At 40.1% G+C, this 17528-nt stretch carries 13 protein-coding genes; all 13 read right to left on the bottom strand.

Features of this window, described 5'->3' with window-relative positions; all coding sequences use genetic code 11:
* Window positions 1-138: 138 nt before the first annotated feature.
* Entirely contained in the window at window positions 139-1764 is a 1626-nt protein-coding gene (ftsZ, locus tag LQ227_RS04195; RefSeq protein ID WP_230145743.1) for a cell division protein FtsZ, read from the bottom strand.
* Window positions 1765-1894: 130 nt separating this feature from the next.
* Window positions 1895-3253 carry a cell division protein FtsA gene (ftsA, locus tag LQ227_RS04200; RefSeq protein WP_055915204.1) on the bottom strand — a complete coding sequence of 453 codons (1359 nt, stop codon included), beginning with the start codon at window positions 3251-3253 and terminating at the stop codon, window positions 1895-1897.
* 5 nt (window positions 3254-3258) lie between these two features.
* Complete coding sequence (locus LQ227_RS04205) at window positions 3259-4494, bottom strand: cell division protein FtsQ (RefSeq protein ID WP_230148337.1); 1236 nt, start codon at window positions 4492-4494, stop codon at window positions 3259-3261.
* Window positions 4487-5842: a UDP-N-acetylmuramate--L-alanine ligase gene (gene murC, locus LQ227_RS04210; RefSeq protein ID WP_230145491.1), complete on the bottom strand. Its 1356-nt coding sequence runs from the start codon at window positions 5840-5842 to the stop codon at window positions 4487-4489. The genes LQ227_RS04205 and murC overlap by 8 nt, the downstream gene beginning before the upstream one ends.
* Window positions 5843-6007: 165 nt before the next feature.
* Complete coding sequence (gene murG / locus LQ227_RS04215) at window positions 6008-7120, bottom strand: undecaprenyldiphospho-muramoylpentapeptide beta-N-acetylglucosaminyltransferase (protein WP_230145492.1); 1113 nt, start codon at window positions 7118-7120, stop codon at window positions 6008-6010.
* Between the two features lie 514 nt (window positions 7121-7634).
* On the bottom strand, window positions 7635-8828 hold the full coding sequence (locus tag LQ227_RS04220; RefSeq protein WP_230145493.1) for an FtsW/RodA/SpoVE family cell cycle protein: 1194 nt from the start codon (window positions 8826-8828) through the stop codon (window positions 7635-7637).
* Between the two features lie 15 nt (window positions 8829-8843).
* A complete protein-coding gene (gene murD, locus LQ227_RS04225) occupies window positions 8844-10232 on the bottom strand; it encodes a UDP-N-acetylmuramoyl-L-alanine--D-glutamate ligase (RefSeq protein ID WP_230145494.1) in 1389 nt (462 codons plus the stop codon).
* A 270-nt stretch (window positions 10233-10502) separates the two neighbouring features.
* On the bottom strand, window positions 10503-11750 hold the full coding sequence (mraY, locus tag LQ227_RS04230; protein ID WP_215131994.1) for a phospho-N-acetylmuramoyl-pentapeptide-transferase: 1248 nt from the start codon (window positions 11748-11750) through the stop codon (window positions 10503-10505).
* Window positions 11750-13207, bottom strand: coding sequence for a UDP-N-acetylmuramoyl-L-alanyl-D-glutamate--2,6-diaminopimelate ligase (locus tag LQ227_RS04235; RefSeq protein WP_230148339.1), 1458 nt, complete (start codon window positions 13205-13207; stop codon window positions 11750-11752). Before LQ227_RS04235 ends, mraY begins: the two co-directional genes overlap by 1 nt.
* 82 nt (window positions 13208-13289) lie before the next feature.
* Entirely contained in the window at window positions 13290-15392 is a 2103-nt protein-coding gene (locus LQ227_RS04240; protein WP_230145496.1) for a penicillin-binding protein, read from the bottom strand.
* A complete protein-coding gene (locus LQ227_RS04245; RefSeq protein ID WP_108199761.1) occupies window positions 15382-15804 on the bottom strand; it encodes an FtsL-like putative cell division protein in 423 nt (140 codons plus the stop codon). Before LQ227_RS04245 ends, LQ227_RS04240 begins: the two co-directional genes overlap by 11 nt.
* Window positions 15801-16706 carry a 16S rRNA (cytosine(1402)-N(4))-methyltransferase RsmH gene (gene rsmH / locus LQ227_RS04250; protein ID WP_230148341.1) on the bottom strand — a complete coding sequence of 302 codons (906 nt, stop codon included), beginning with the start codon at window positions 16704-16706 and terminating at the stop codon, window positions 15801-15803. Before rsmH ends, LQ227_RS04245 begins: the two co-directional genes overlap by 4 nt.
* The gene (gene mraZ, locus LQ227_RS04255; protein WP_230145498.1) at window positions 16696-17163 is read right to left on the bottom strand and encodes a division/cell wall cluster transcriptional repressor MraZ; all 468 of its coding nucleotides are present in this window, start codon (window positions 17161-17163) and stop codon (window positions 16696-16698) included. The genes rsmH and mraZ overlap by 11 nt, the downstream gene beginning before the upstream one ends.
* Window positions 17164-17528: the final 365 nt, after the last annotated feature.

Consider the following 17528-nt stretch of genomic DNA (forward strand, 5'->3'; position numbering starts at 1 on the left):
TTGCGAATTTAAGCTTTATTCGTCTTAAAATCAACCTAATGATCTTTTAGGTGTTAATTAAGATTTTTTAACACTCCAATTTTATGCCAAAAAAGCCCCGATTTTACTTCGGGGCTTTAAAATTATATTTGGTTTGTTTTAATCAACGTTATCGTGCAAGAAAGAATTGTTAGGTCTGATCTCAGTACCACCATCCTGATCGTTGCTTAAAGTAAACCTACTCACCTGCGATTCAGAAGAATGCTGAACTTGTTGCAACTGCATTTGCTTGCGTTTATAAGCAGGTTCGTTTTCCAGCTCCTGTAAACCGTTGGTTGTACGCAATTTCATGCTTAAATCTTTTAAACGTAAAATACGTTCTTTAGATTTTTTCAATTGCTCTTCCATCGATTCATCACTTTTGTCATCGTCTAAACCTACAACCGGCATTTCGATTTCCGGTTCAGGCATTGGCGGTATTTGGGCAGCCGGCGTTTCGAACACAAAATTAGTTTCAGCTAATTTTACCTCAAACTCAAAGCCAGTTTCCTGTGCTTCTTCTACCTGAGGTTCTTCTTCCATCAAAGTATGGCGAACCACATTATTTTCTGGCTCCTGAACTTTTTGAGGTTCAGATTTATTGAACATACCACCAAAAAGATCTGCCTGCGAAACTTCTTCCTTTGTTTTTAAAACAGGCTCGTAAGATGGCGTTGTTTTAGGCTGAATGAAAGAGTTTACTGGTTCAACGGGACGAACTAGCGGCGCTTCTTCAGGTGTTAAAAGTGATATTTTCTTTTTATTTTTTTCTTCGTTTACGCGTTCTTCTGATGTTTGGAAACCTGTAGCAATAATGGTTACTGAAAGTTTATCACTTAAAGATTCGTCGGTACAGTTACCCCAAATCAAATCAGCCGATAAGCCAGCTTTTTCCTGAATGTAATCCGTAATGATTGATACCTCATCCATGGTTACTTCACGCAGACCAGAACTAATATTCAATAGAATATAACGGGCACCTTCGATTTCATTATCTTTTAATAACGGCGAGGCTAAAGCACCTTCAACGGCCTGTAAAGCACGGTCTTCGCCCTCAGCGGCAAAACTACCCATAATGGCTACGCCACTATCTTTCATTACAGTACGCACATCCTTAAAATCCACGTTGATATAACCTGGCACCGTAATAATCTCTGCGATACCTTTTGCTGCCGTTGTTAAAATATCATCGGCCTGGCCAAAGGCAGAGCCTAAGGTTAAGTTTCCGAAGATTTCACGCAGGCGATCGTTAGAAATGACTAAGTAAGAATCTACGTATTTTTTCAACTCTTCCATTCCCTCATCAGCCTGCAGTCTACGTCTTTTTCCTTCGAAAGAAAATGGTGTAGTAATGATGGCAACAGTTAAAATATCAAGTTCCTTAGCTGCTTTCGCAATGATTGGAGAAGCTCCTGTTCCGGTACCACCACCCATTCCTGCTGTAATAAAAAGCATTTTGGTTGTACTACCTAACATTGCCTTAATATCATCTATATTCTCTATAGCTGAGTTTTTACCAACCTCAGGGATAGAACCAGCCCCCATTCCTTCGGTTAAGCTAGCACCTAATTGTACCTTGTTAGGTATAGGACTAGATTCCAAAGCCTGGGCATCTGTGTTACAAATAATAAAATCCACACCAGTAATACCAGACAGGTACATATGGTTCACTGCGTTGCCGCCACCGCCCCCAACACCAATTACCTTGATGATTGAAGACTTATCTTTTAACATTTCGAACTGCATATCTTTATGAATCAGTTGTTTAAAAATTTTTAAATTCTGTTCATTACTCAATGTAATATTAACACTTTTTCAACAGACGTTTTCCACAACTGTTAATAATGTGGAAAACTCATCTTTTGTGGAAAAATAATTAACTTTTCAAGTAATCTTCATCGCTTACATTCATGTCGTCCTGAATGAAAGTTCTTGTTTTTGCCAGTAATTTATCAAACAAACCTGGTCCGCGTTTCTCTTTTTCTTTCGCTGTTTTTGGCTTTTCTACAAAAACACCAGGTTGTTTCATTTCTTCAATTAACTCTTCTGCTTTTTGGATTCCTTTGATCAGCAAACCTACACTGGTTGCATACATCGGGCTTTTCAGGTCATCATAAATGGTTTTAGGCATATCTTCATATTTAGATAAATGCTCGTTCGGGTAACCAATACGACAATCTAAACCGGTTACATATTCAACCGCCTGAGATAAGTGTTTTAATAAAGCACCACCACCGGTAATTACAATACCACCGATCAGTTTTTTCTCATATCCGGAAGATTTGATCTCGTAATATACGTGCTCAATAATCTCTTCCATACGTGCCTGAATGACATAAGCCAGGTTTTTAACCGAAATTTCTTTTGGTTCGCGGCCACGTAAACCCGGAACACAAATAATTTCGTTTTCTTTATTCTCTTCAGCCAATGCAGAACCAAAACGTGTTTTTAATAATTCAGCCTGGTTGCGCATTACAGAGCAGCCCTCTCTGATATCTTCGGTAACACTATTGCCACCAAAAGGGATAACTGCCGTGTGACGGATAATACCTTCGTGGAAAATGGCAATATCTGTAGTACCACCACCAATATCAACCAATGCAATACCAGCTTCTTTTTCTTCCTCGCTCAACACCGATTCAGAAGAAGCCAATGGCTCAAGAATTAAATCCTGAGTTTGCAGACCTGCATTGTTTACACATTTGATGATATTTTTCACAGCCGTAACCTGACCAGAAATGATATGAAAGTTAGCTTCAAGGCGAACCCCTGCCATACCGATCGGATCTTTGATTCCCGGCTCGTTATCGATGGTAAATTCTTGTGGTAATACATGGATGATTTCCTCACCCGGCGGCATTACCAGTTTAAACATATCATCAATCAGCTTATCGATATCTTTTTTACCGATTTCGTTGTTTAATTCTCTTCTTGTTAAAATTCCTCTGTGCTGTAAGCTCTTAATGTGCTGACCAGCAATACCCACATTTACCACCTGTATCTCTACATTGGATTGCCCGCTTGCTACTTCAACTGCTTGAGCAATACCCTGCACGGTTTTTTGAATGTTAGAAACCACTCCACGTGTCACACCCGCCGATTCTGCCTTGCCTATTCCTAAGATTTCTATCTTACCGTGTTGTGTTCTACGACCAACGATAACACAAATTTTTGTAGTACCGATATCCAATCCTACTACGATGGGCGACTGACTGGTAAATTTTGCCTTGTCCATATTCGTTAATTTTGCTGAGTTTTATACTGTTTTTCCAGGGCCCTGATTTCTTTCTCTCTTGCTTCTTTCTCTTTCTTCAGTTGGGCCTCAGATTTTGCCGGCTTTGGCTGTGTTGTTACCGTTTGCTTCGGTTTTTCTTTTTTATCCGCTGGCTTTGTTTCCTTCGGTTTTGTAGCTGACGTAACCGTCGGCTTTTTTACTTCTGTTTTAACTTGAGTTGTTTTTTTCGGCTCTACTTTTTTAGGTTCAACTTTTTTTGGCTCAACCTTCTTGGCCTCTACTTTTTTCGGTTCTGTTTTTTTGGGCTCTTCCCGTTTAGACACAGGCTTCTCAGCTTCATCTGCCTCCGGCCGGTCATCCATAGCCGCTACAATTGTGCTGTTGATCAGTGAATCGGTTACGTTTCGTTGTATCCTCAAACTATCGGCTGCAGAAATTGTTTTTGCTTTTTTCCCTAATTCTGTCGAATCTCTTTTTTCGCAAACAATCTGGTTGGTATATTTAATATTGATGGTTTTATAAGTATCCCAACCTACCTGCGGCATTGCCTTTTTATAGAACAGCAACAGGTTTTTCATTTTCTTTTCAAGCGAATCGGCATTACCCAAAACAATACGCTGATTACCTACTCTTGGGATCAGTTCGATGTCGTTTTTCTGATCAACCACAATCTGTTCAATCTGAGCATCCCAAAGGGTATCTTTCTTAATGTACTGTGCAGTTTTATATAAATCTCTTGCCAATTGCGTGTGCAGGGTATCAACTCTGCTGCCAAAAACCTCTGTAATATGCCCTGTTGCCACAAGCACGTTGGCAGTAAAGTTTGATGAAATAGGCATTTTCAGTCCATCATTATCAATGTAAAAATCCTGCCCGTTCTCGTTCAATATGCGCAGAATAGGCTGGCGCTGTTTTACTTCAATGTGCAATACCCCATCCATATCTACATATACTTTAGCAAAACCGATGTAAGGGTTAGACTGCAGTTTTTTCTCGATCTTATGAATATTGATATTCTCGAGATTACGACCTAAAAGAACACCTTGATCTTCTTTTAAAATGGCATCGATTTCTTCGCGCTCAATAAAGTTATCAGCTCCGGGAATCAGGATCTTAACATCGGTACATTTAACTGTCTGTTTCTTCACATTGATAAAACTCAAAAGCACCACCACCCCTGCCAAGCTGATCAGCCAGGCAAAGCCAGTAAAAATTGCGCTCCAGTTTATCCGTTTAAGCATTGTTTAAAGTATTTTTAAGGGGTTCGATAATCGTGTCGATATCTCCCGCACCTACTGTTAAAATTAATTCAGGTTTTGTGTCCTTAACATGCTGAACCACAAAATCTTTTCCACATATTTTTTTATCCGCTAAAGTGATTTTATCCAATAAAAACTGTGCATTTATCCCTTCAAGCGGCAATTCTCTTGCGGGATAAATCTCCAACAGCATCAGTTCGTCAGCCGTGCTTAAAACTTTTGCGAATTCGTCGGCAAAATCCCTTGTCCGTGTAAAGAGGTGTGGCTGAAAAATTACCGTTAACTTTTTATCTGGATACAGCTGTCTTACCGCATCAAAACAAGCCCTCAGTTCTTCAGGATGATGTGCATAATCATCAATATAAATCTGATTGCCATTATTCACAATATACTCAAAGCGGCGTTTAACACCCTTAAAATTGGCGACCGCCTGTTTTACTTTTTCTGCATCGATCCCCAATTGCAGCGCAATGGCAATGGCAACCGTTGTATTTTCGACATTGTGCTTACCGGGAAGCATTAAACTAATGTCTTTGATACTTTGAGTGCCATCGGTATAATCGAAAACAAATTTCGATCCTTCTACCCTTAAATTCTCTGCCTTTGCAGTTGCCGTTGAACTTGCTGCATAACTGATACTGTTTTCAAGTGGCAATCCTTCGTGCGCATAAAGCACACCTTCTGCTTTAAGTTGACCAGCAAACAAACGGAAAGATTCTTCGAGGTGACTTTTATCTCCGTAAATATCCAGGTGATCGGCATCCATTGAGGTAACCACGGCTATATCCGGGTGCAAGGTTAGGAAAGAACGGTCGTATTCATCGGCCTCTACCACTACAACATTGTTCTTACCGAAAAGCACATTACTGTTATAGTTACTGGTTATCCCACCTAAAAAAGCGGTACAATCGTAGCCGGTATCTTTTAAAATATGCGCAACTATAGATGACGTTGTGGTTTTGCCATGTGTACCCGCAACTGCGATACAGAACATGCCCTTACTGATGATCCCTAAAACCTCAGAACGTTTTTTAAGTGCAAAACCTTTATTTATAAAATGGTTTAAGATTTTAGCATCTTTTGGAATCGCTGGAGTATAAACCACAAGGGTATCATCATGATCATCCAAAAACGCACAGGGCAGCGAAGAGGCTTCATCAAGATACGTAATGAGAATGCCCTCCTGCTCTAAGGTTTCGGTCAGCTTAGTCCTGGTTTTATCATAACCACAAACTACTTGTCCGCGTTTAGCAAAATAACGGGCAAGCGCACTCATGCCGATACCACCGATACCTACAAAGAAAACCCTATTTATTTTACTTAGTTCCATTTTATTTTAAGCTAAAAGTGGAAAGACTAAAGCTTAAAGCTGCCTTTCTACTGTTTTAAGCTGAAAGTTGAAAGACCAAAGCTTAAAGCTGCCTTTCAATACTCCAGTTATGTTATTTATTTTTATTCTCTACCTACTTTTGCTTCAGACTTTGGTCTTTCTGCTTTAGTCTTTCCGCTTTATTAGTTTCAGTACTTCGTTCGCTATAATTTCGTCTGCTGCCGGCAATGCCATTTCACCTATATTTTCTGAAAGTTTTTCACACTGTTCTTTGTTATTTAATAACGCCAGTGCTTCTTTAACCAAAGTGTCTTCTGCAGAGCGGTCGTTAATTAATATTGCTGCTCCATTTTTAACCAGGGCCATCGCATTTTTGGTTTGATGGTCTTCTGCAACGTTTGGCGAAGGCACCAGTATCACCGGTTTTTTAATCAAACAAAGTTCTGCTATTGTTCCAGCTCCTGCTCGGCTCACTATTACATCTGCTGCTGCATAAGCGAGGTCCATTTTATTTAAAAACTCAAGGATACGAACATTGGGATGATATGCTAAACCCAATCTTTCAATAATCCCTTTGTAATAATATTTACCTGTTTGCCAGATCACCTGCACATCTTGAGCAAGGATATCGGGTAAATGTTTTTCAATCGCTTTATTCAGCGTACCCGCGCCTAAACTTCCACCGGTAACCATAATGGTCTTTTTCAATGGATCGAGCTTTAACAGTTCGGCACCCTGAAAATGTTTCCCTTTAATATCAACCACTTCCTGGCGGACAGGGTTTCCTGTTTTCAATATCCTGTCACTTGGAAAAAACTGATCCATATCATCAAAGGCAACACAGATTTTTGAAGCCTTTTTACCTAACCATTTATTGGTTATTCCGGCATAAGAATTCTGTTCCTGGATGAGGTAAGGAATTCCTTTCAAAGAGGCTGCATACAATAGTGGGCCCGAGGCATAACCGCCAACACCAACTACGGCATCGGGCTTAAAATCATTGATAATTTGCATGGCTTTGCGCACACTACCGATTACTTTAAACGGGAGCGCGAGATTTTTAATAATCGAGCCGCGTTGCATCCCACTAATATTTAACCCTATAATTTTATATCCGGCTGCAGGAATTTTTTCCATTTCCATGCGGCCTACTGCCCCCACAAACAAAATCTCACAGGTTGGCACCATGCGTTTTAGCGCATTGGCTATGGCCACGGCGGGAAAAATATGCCCGCCGGTGCCACCACCTGATATGATAATTTTTGGGGAATTATTCATTTTAATTATTATTTTAACCGCAAAGAGTGCTGAGTTTTTCGCTAAGCACACTAAGCATTTTGTCTTTTTACCACCGAGTGCACAAAGTTTTCACAGAGGGCACTGCGTTTTTATTATTTTAACCACAAAGAGCGCTGAGTTTCTCGCAAAGCACACTAAACATTTTGTCTTTTTACCACCGAGTGCACAAAGTTTTCACAGAGGGCACTGCGTTTTATTCTTGTTGTTTACCACAAAGAGCGCTGAGTTTCTCGCAAAGCACGCTAAGCATTTTGTTTTTTACCACCGAGTGCACAAAGTTTTCACAGAGGGCACTGCGTTTTATTCTTGTTGTTTACCACAAAGGCGCTGAGAGCACCAAGGTTTTTCTACCGGATTTCACAATTAGGGTTGGGAATTGAATAAACAATTTCTTTGTAATCTTTGTGCCAACCTCCGTGTCCTCTGTGGTTAATTTTTACTTTATTATTTTTTATAGATTCTTCGTCCTGCTTCCTCGCAATGACGATTCATCTTAAGCTATTGCTGGTATTTCACCAATTATTATTTTATTTTTTACTTTCTCTTTTTCTTCTTTTGTTAACACATTCGCATTTTCTTCTACATCACGGCTTACGCTGAGTATAATCCCGAAGGCCACACTGGTAAAGATCATTGATGTACCCCCCATACTTACCAATGGAAGCGGAACCCCTGTTACCGGCCCCAACCCTACCGCTACTGCCATGTTTGCAAAGGCCTGTATAGTCAGGCTGAAACTTAGTCCGGCCGCCAGGAGCGCGCCGAAGGCCTTGGGCGCCCGGGTTACGATCTTGATACATCGGTATAAAAGCACCAGGTATAGTATCATAATTACAATTCCTCCCACAGTTCCCCATTCTTCAATAATAATGGCGAAAATAAAATCGGAATACGGGTGTGGTAGGAAATTGCGTTGTGTACTATTACCTGGTCCTTTACCAAAAACACCACCAGTAGCCAAAGCAATTTTTGCCTGATCTGCCTGGAAAGTTTTATCTGAGTGCTGCATTTCAGGATGTATAAACGTATTAATACGCGACATGTATGTTTTTCTTCTTGGACCCAAAAAGAAAACAAACAGCAGGAGCACAAAGCCACCTGCACAAACAATCGCGATCTGTTTAATACTGATCCTACCGATAATTAACAGCAAAATACTTACACCAAACAGCATTAATGCTGTAGATAGATTGGCCAGTGCGATTAAAACAAACACCACACAAACCGAACCCATAATTGGTATAAACGACTCTTTAACATTTTTAATATTCTCTTGCTTTTTGGTCAACATCCTAGCCAAAAAGGTAATCAATGCGAGTTTAGCCAAATCGGAAGTTTGAAAGGTTAGTCCGATTACCGGTATTTTAACCCACCTGGAAGCATCGTTTAAACTGGTTCCAAATATCAATGTATATAACAGCAAAGGAATGGTAACGATCATCAACACCTTCGAAATACCGGCATAATAACGGTAATCGAGCAGGTGGGCGATATAGATCATCCCGATACCCATCAACACAAAAATTAAGTGTTTGGTGAGCAAAAGCTTTTCTACAGCCTCTCCTTTTTTATATGCCAAGGTACCTGTTGCACTATACACCGCCATTACGGATATAAGCGAAAGCAGGATGATGATCAGCCAGATCCATCTATCGCCTTTTGTTTTATTAAGTAGTGCTTGGAACATATATTGTACCTCCTATTATAATTCTCTAACTGCCGCTTTAAACTGGTTACCGCGGTCTTCGTAATTTTTGAACAGATCGAAACTTGCACAAGCTGGCGATAACAACACGGCATCACCACGTTTAGCCAAATGGAAAGCAATCTGCGCTGCTTCGTCAGCCGAAAAAGTATTCACAATTACTTCTACATCATCCTCGAAAGCATCGTGGATACGTTTGTTGTCCTTACCCAAACAAACAATAGCCTTAACCTTACTTTTAACCAGATCTTTAAGCATGTTGTAATCGTTTCCTTTATCAACACCGCCCATAATGAGCACTACATCACTGGTCATACTCTCCAAAGCATACCAGGTAGAGTTCACATTGGTGGCTTTACTGTCGTTGATAAAATCGATCCCCGAAATTTTGGCCACATGCTCTAACCTGTGCTCAATATTTTTGAAATTGCCCATGCTTTCGCGGATGGTTTCATTTCTTAATTCTAAAACTTTAGACACAATGCCTGAGGCCATAGAATTGTAAATGTTGTGCTTGCCCTGTAAGGCTAAATCTGAAATAGACATGGTTAGTTGGTTATTTGGTTCTGTAAGGATATGTATAGTAGTTTCTTCTAAATAAGCACCCAGTTCTACTTTTTTAGTAATTGAAAAGGGAAAGGCTTTCGCCACAGGCTTAATCAGCGCGATGGCTTTTAGGCTCTCTTCGTCATCTGCACAATAAATGAAAACATCTTCTGCTGTCTGGTTTTGAACAATCCGCATTTTAGATGCAGCATAATTCTCCAGTTTATAATCGTAACGGTCTAAATGATCAGGCGTGATGTTAAGCAAAACAGCGATATCTGCTTTAAACGCGAACATATCATCAAGCATGAAGCTTGATATCTCCAGTACATAATATTCGTAATCTTCTGTAGCCACCTGTGCTGCAAAACTTTGTCCGATATTACCAGCCAGCCCAACATTTAAACCCGCATTTTTTAGGATGTGATAGGTTAATAAACTCGTAGTCGACTTACCGTTTGAACCTGTAATGCAGATGGTTTTTGCATGGGTATATCTTTTGGCAAATTCAATTTCCGAAACCACAGGAATCCCTTTTGCGACCAATTTTTTAATAATTGGGGCTGTAGGCGGAATACCCGGACTTTTAATTACCTCAGTTGCATTTAAGATCAGTTCTTCGGTATGTTTTTCAGATTCGAACGGAATGGAAAGTTTTTCTAAAGCTGCTTTATATTTATCGGTAATTACCCCGTAATCGGAAACAAAAACATCGAAACCTTTTGCCTGGGCCAATTTTGCAGCGCCAACTCCACTTTCGCCGGCACCAAGAATAACCACACGGCCCTGCCCGGTCATCGCTGACTTAGTATTGCTTGATGTGATGTTATTCGTGCTCATTATTTATTTCTTTTAGTATCAAGTATCAAGACGGGAATACCATTACACTTTAACTTTTTATTTATTTTTATTTACCACTAAGGGTACTCTAATTTTATTCGTACTGTAATTTCAGCTTAAGTCTTTCGCATTTAAGCCGCTAAACCCTCAGCCCTAAACCTTCTAACCCTCTACCTCTATTTACCACCTAAGACACCTGAGAGCACCTTAGTTATTCTTCTTTTAAAGTTGAAACCTTACACCCTCAACCTTTAAACCTTCCAGCTTGAACTACCTTAACTTCAATGTTACAATGGTCATAATTGCAAGCATGATTCCGATAATCCAGAAGCGGGTTACAATTTTGGCTTCATGATATCCTTTTTTCTGGTAATGGTGGTGTAAAGGCGACATCAGGAAAATCCTGCGGCCTTCGCCAAATTTCTTCTTGGTATATTTAAAATAAGATACCTGCATAATTACCGACACCAGTTCTACCAGGAATATTCCACATAAAATCGGAATCAGCAGTTCCTTACGAATCATGATGGCAAATGAGGCAATGATCCCCCCTATGGCCAAACTTCCGGTATCGCCCATAAAAATCTGCGCCGGGTAAGAGTTGTACCACAGGAAACCTACGCAGGAACCCACAAATGCACCTGCAAAAATCATCAGCTCTGCAGAGTTTGGGATATACATAATATTGAGGTAATCGGCCATAATGGTATTACCCGATACATAAGCCAAAATACCGAGCGTGATCCCGATTACTGCCGAAGTTCCAGTAGCTAAACCATCAATCCCATCGGTAATGTTTGCCCCATTCGACACCGCCGTAATGATAAATACCGTTACAATCAGGAAGATGAAAAACGCATATTTCTGGTAATCGGCACCCAAAAACTTCAATACCTTTGCATAATCGAACTCATTGTTCTTATAAAAAGGCATATTGGTTTTAGTCGATTTTACATCTTGTGTATAATAAAAGGTTTCTCCTTTTTGGCGCAGTACCATCGGAACCGTAGAAGTACTTTTTACATCGTCCTGTACAGTCTCCCTTACTACAATATTTGGATGGAAGTACATGGTACAACCTACAATTAAGCCTAAACCAACCTGACCAACTACTTTAAAACGACCTGCTAAACCTTCTTTATTCTTTTTGAAAACTTTGATATAATCATCTAAAAAGCCTACAGCACCCATCCAGATGGTGGTGATTATCATTAAAATCACATAGATATTGGAGATATTTGCAAATAAAAGGGTCGGAATAAGAATGCCCAGCAAAATAATAATACCACCCATTGTTGGTGTCCCTTGTTTTTGCATCTGTCCTTCTAAACCTAAATTCCTTACCGTTTCTCCAACCTGTTTTTTATGCAGGTAATCAATTAACCTACGTCCGTAAACGGTGGTAATTACCAATGATAAAATAATAGAGATAGATGCACGGAAAGTGATGTACTGAAACAACCTTAACCCAGGTATATCATAATGCTTATGCAGGTATTCGAATAATAAATATAACATTAGCTGATTGGTTTTAATTGTTCAAGTAAAATTTCTTTATCATCAAAATGGTTCCTTACGCCATTAATTTCCTGGTATTTTTCATGCCCTTTACCCGCAACAAGAATAATGTCTCCTGGCTGCGCTAAATGGCAGGCTGTTTTAATTGCTTCTTTTCTATCTAAAATGGATAGGGTTTTACGCTTATTGGTCGGCGACACACCTGCTTCCATTTCGCTGATAATCGTCTGTGGATCTTCCGTTCTGGGATTGTCGGAGGTTAGGATCACCTTATCGCTCCAATCGCATGCTACCTGAGCCATAATAGGGCGTTTGGTTTTATCACGATCTCCCCCGCATCCAATCACCGTGATTACCTGTTCGGTTCCTTTGCGGATATTCGCAATGGTACTCAACACATTCTGAACAGCATCTGGCGTATGCGCGTAATCTATAATACCTATAATTTTATCTGCAGAGGTGATGTAATCAAATCTTCCTTCAGCGCCTGATAAACGGCTCAACAAAGTCAGCACCTTTAGCTTATCCTGCTCCAACAAAATGGCTGTTCCATACACGGCCAATAAATTGTATGCATTGAAAGACCCTACAAGCTTAAAGTAAACGTCTTCGTTATCGATATCTAAATGCAGACCACTGAACTGGTTCTCAATAATTTTTGCTTTGAAATCGGCCAGTTGTTTAAGTGCATAGGTCTTTTTATGCGCTTTTGTATTCTGCAGCATCACCACTCCGTTTTTATCGTCGATGTTGGTCAATGCAAATGCCGATTTAGGCAAAACATCAAAAAATGCTTTTTTTGCTTTCAGGTAAGCATCAAAAGTTTTATGAAAATCTAAATGATCGTGTGTTAAATTAGAAAATACACCACCTGAGAAAGTCAAGCCTTCAATCCGGTGCTGAGAAACCGCATGTGAGCTTACTTCCATAAAACAGTAATCGCAACCTGCATCGGCCATTTCTCTTAAAAGCTGATTTAATGCGATTGGATTTGGTGTGGTATGCGTTGCCGCCACTACCGTATCATTGATATAATTCTCTACCGTTGATAAAAGCCCAGTTTTGTAACCTAAATCTTTAAATAATTTAAAAAGAATAGTAGCAATGGTGGTTTTTCCGTTGGTTCCTGTTATGCCGATCAGTTTCAGATCTGCTGATGGATTTCCAAAATAATTCCCGGCAACAATTCCCAAAGCCACAGCAGTATTATCTACTTTGATGTAGGTAACCGTAAAATCCTGGATTTCTGGTAAATTCTCGCAGATAATTACGCCTGCCCCCTGCTCAATGGTCTGCTCAATAAACTGGTGTCCATCAGCCATAGTGCCTACTACAGCAAAAAAGATATCATCTTTACTTACTTTACGCGAATCGAAATTCAGCGCATTGATTTCCCTATCGGTTTTACCAACCAATTCTTTAATCGTTACGCCATAAAGTAAATCCTGTAATTGCATTTTTTTTATTTTTATTCTATTAGTAGCAAGTAACTAGTATTGGGTAGCAAGACCTTAAACCTTATACCTTTTACCTTACACCTTAATTCAGCTCTATCTGTACACCCAACCCTTTACCCACTTTTGTTCCGGCGATGATGGATTGACTGACCACTTTTCCAGAACCCGAGACCTTTGTTTTCAAGCCCGCATTCCCTAAAAGGTATAATGCATCTTTCAGTCCCATCCCCGTCACATTTGGCATCACACCTTTACGCTCGTTATTTTCCTGAAAAACTGTTCCCGCACTGGTATCTATAATATTGTAATACTCAGATTTTGAAGCAAAAAGTGGTTTAAAACCAAATGCTTTATACACTTTCTGAGTTGCTTTACTCTGTCCTGCTTTTGTTGGCGGATTACCTGTATTACCTACCAAACGGGTCGGCACATCGTTATACATCTGCATATCGCTGGCATAAATACGGTCGGCAATTTCCCTGAATACAGGTCCTGAAACCAATGCTCCGTAATAAGCACCCTTTGGATCGTTAATTACCACGATCATCGAATATTTTGGCTTATTAGCAGGAAAATAACCCACAAAAGAAGCCTGATATTGCTTATTTGCCTTATAACCTTTGTTTGCATCAGCCACCTGTGCGGTACCTGTTTTACCTGCGATCGGATATAACGGATTATAAACAATCTGCTTTCCGCTACCCTCTGTCACCACCCCTTCAAGCATTTTTTTGATCTTGCTTAAGGTAACATCAGAACAGATTTTATCATTAATTACTCTTGCTTTAAACTGTTCAATTGGATTACCCAGCCTTCTGATCTCTTTTACAAAAATTGGCGCTACCATTTTTCCATTGTTAGCCACCGCATTATACAACGACAACATTTTAAGTGGCGTTAACTGCATCTCATAACCATAAGCCATTTGCGGCAAGGTCATATTTTTGTTCCAACTTTTATTGGTTTTTGGATTCTTTACCGCTGGCATGGCTTCCCCAGGAATCTGCAAACCCATCTTTTCATTTAAACGCCAATCATATAAATGATCAGTAAACTTTTTAGGGTTAGCACCATATTTACTGTTGATCAGATATGCAATCGCTGCATTTGATGATTGTTCAAATGCTTTTTTAACAGTTACCACACCTATACTTCCGTGAGAATCTTTAATTGTATGGCCAGGGATTTTATAGGTACCCGTTCCAACCATGGTATTGGTATCAACCAATTCATCCTCCAGCAAAGCCATGTACGAGGCTAATTTAAAGGTGGATCCCGGATCCTGGTTACCTGCAATGGCATAGTTAAATTTCTCTTTATACACCCCCTCCTCTACTTTAGAGAAATTCGCTACCGCCCGGATTTCGCCCGTGGCCACTTCCATCACAATCACTGCACCATGATCAGCCTGCGATTTGATCAACTGTTTTTCTAAAGCACTCTGCGCCAGATCCTGCATATTGATATCGATAGTCGAAATAATATCAGCCCCGTCTTTTGGCGCCACTTCAGCCTCCTCATTTACCGGGATATAAACCCCACCGGCAATTCGCTGCATTAATCTTTTTCCGGTTTCACCATTGATATATTCTTTATAGGCGCCCTCTAAACCCACACCGTTTTTAACATTTTCGTTTTTATACCCAATGGTACGGGCAGCCAAAGCCTGAAAAGGAAGGATACGTTTGTTCTGCTGAACAGCAATTAAACCGCCACTAAACTTACCGATGTTATATAAGGGAAAAGTCCTGATGGTTTTAAGATCGGCATAACTTACTTTTCGGTGAATCAGTAAATAGCGCGAGCTGTCCTGGCGGCCTTTACGCAGGTATCGAGCATATTCCTTAGCTGTTTTATCCTGAAAGAGCTGGGCTAATTTATAACCCAGCGAATCTACTTTTTCATCAAATACATCTTTATCAGCAATTCCGCCGGCGAACATATCCATACGCAGTTCGTATTCCGGTATCGAAGTAGCCAGTAAACTGCCATCGTTAGAATAAATATTCCCACGGGTAGCCTCTACATTTACATATCGTGTAGAAAGGCTATCTGCCATAGCTTTCCATTTTTTCCCTTGCACAAACTGCACCTGACCGAGGCGTAAAAACACCGCGAAAGCAAAAAGCACAATTAAGCCAAATGCCAGATATACACGAAGCAAGATGTTTGCTCTAATATTCATCGCTTTTAACAATTATTTTTTTTGGTGGTTCAATCAGTTCTTTTATCCCAAGGGTATCTACCTTTTTGGCAACCTCTGTCAGTTTACTTTTGAACATCAGGTCGGCCTTAAGGGATTTATACTCCCATCTTAATTCTTTTACTTCTTTATTTAATTTATCAATCCGGCGAACATTGTTTACTGCAAAATGACTGTTAGCAATGTAAATCATTCCCAAAAGCGCCAGAAAACACAAATAAGGCAAAGCATCAGTTGCCGCCTCTTTACTTACTAATCCATCATTAAAAAGCTTGCTGATAAATGAATTGCTATCCATTTTTTCTTCAGCAGTTTTTGGCCTTTTGGGCGCAGCTTTTAACTCTGGTTCAGGCCCAACTTCTTCCTCTTCTATCTCTTCCCTAAACCTGTTCATATCTTTTCTGCAATTCTTAGTTTCGCACTGCGGGCCCTATTGTTTTGAGCAATCTCCTCATCAGTGGCTATTATCGCTTTGCGTGTAATGACATTAAATGGCTTTTGCTGATTTCCAAAAAAATCCTTTTCTACCTCACCCTGAAATTTACCTTTCGCCATAAAGTTTTTAACCGGCCTATCTTCTAAAGAATGATAAGACATGACCACTAAATGACCGCCAGGCTTCAATACATCAGCAGCCTGCAGCAAAAAATCTTCAAGCACCTGAATTTCAGCATTCACCTCTATGCGCAACGCCTGAAACACCTGCGCCAGATATTTATTCTCTTTTCCTTTCGGGATATAACCAGCAATTGCCGACTTCAAACTATCGATATCGCTAAATGGCTGCTCTAAACGCGAAGTCACGATGGCACGCGCCAGCGATTTAGCATTCTTCACTTCTCCATAAATCCCAAAGATTTTATGCAGCTTATCCTCTGTATAGGTGTTCAATATTTCGGCAGCCGTTAAATCACGATGCTGATCCATACGCATATCCAGATCGGCATTATGACGGATAGAAAAGCCACGTTGCGGCACATCGAACTGATGCGAGGAAACCCCAAGATCAGCCAGAATACCATCAACCTGCTTAAAACCTTTTAAGCGGAGATTGTTTTTTAAAAAACCAAAGTTCTGGTCGATAAAAATAAAGCGATCGTCAGCAGGAACATTCGCCTGGGCATCAGGATCCTGATCGAATGCGATCAATCTTCCTTTCGGTCCAAGATGTTTCAAAATCTCTATCGAATGACCACCGCCACCAAAGGTTACATCAACATAAACACCATCAGGTTTAATATTCAAGCCATCAATACAAGGCTGCAACATTACAGGAATATGGTAATTATTCGCCATCTGCCCCTCCTTTCTTATCGCCCATTACTTTTTGAGCAAGGCTTGCAAAATTGGCCGGAACATCATCAAAAATATCTTCGTATGCTTTTTTATCCCACACCTCGATACGATCCAACTGGCAGGCCAGAACAAGATCACTACCGATACCCGCATATTCTACCAAAGATTTCGGCAAAAGCACACGGCCGGCAGCATCAAGCGAAAGCTCGGTTGCTCCACGCGTAAAAGCCCGCACAAAGGCCCTGTTTTCCTGATCGTAAATATTAAGCTTGGCAAGATCGGCCACAACAGCATCCCATACATTTTTAGGATAGATCACCAGGTTTTTCTCAAAACCGCGATTAATGATCAACCCTTCTTTCTCAGATTCAGGCAATTGTTTCTTAAGCGCAGCAGGTACCATAAGGCGGCCCTTTGCGTCAAGTTTACAATCGAATTCTCCTAAAAGTTGGGTCATAGTGGTATCTACACTTTATATCTAGTGTAAAAGTAAATAGTTCTACCACTTTTTACCACTTTTTACCACAAAAAAGTTTTCCACATCTCTTTTGTTACAATAATGGCCTCACAATATAGTTAGAATAAGACTATCAGCGCAAGCAAAAAACCATTAACAACTGATAATAAGCAGATTAAAAACATAATATTAAAAAGTGTCACGTTTGCCCAATTTTTCCCATAAAATTTAAATAACGCTAAAAATGAGTGTCTTAATAACTAATAATGGGAGCTAAAAGGCATAGATTTTATTCATAAGCCGCTACTCACATTCAAAGAATAATTCAACAGTATCAGCTCAAAAAGAGCGCGATAGAAATAAAA

Origin of the sequence: Pedobacter sp. Bi27, assembly GCF_918698255.1 — a bacterium.
Classification (GTDB): domain Bacteria; phylum Bacteroidota; class Bacteroidia; order Sphingobacteriales; family Sphingobacteriaceae; genus Pedobacter.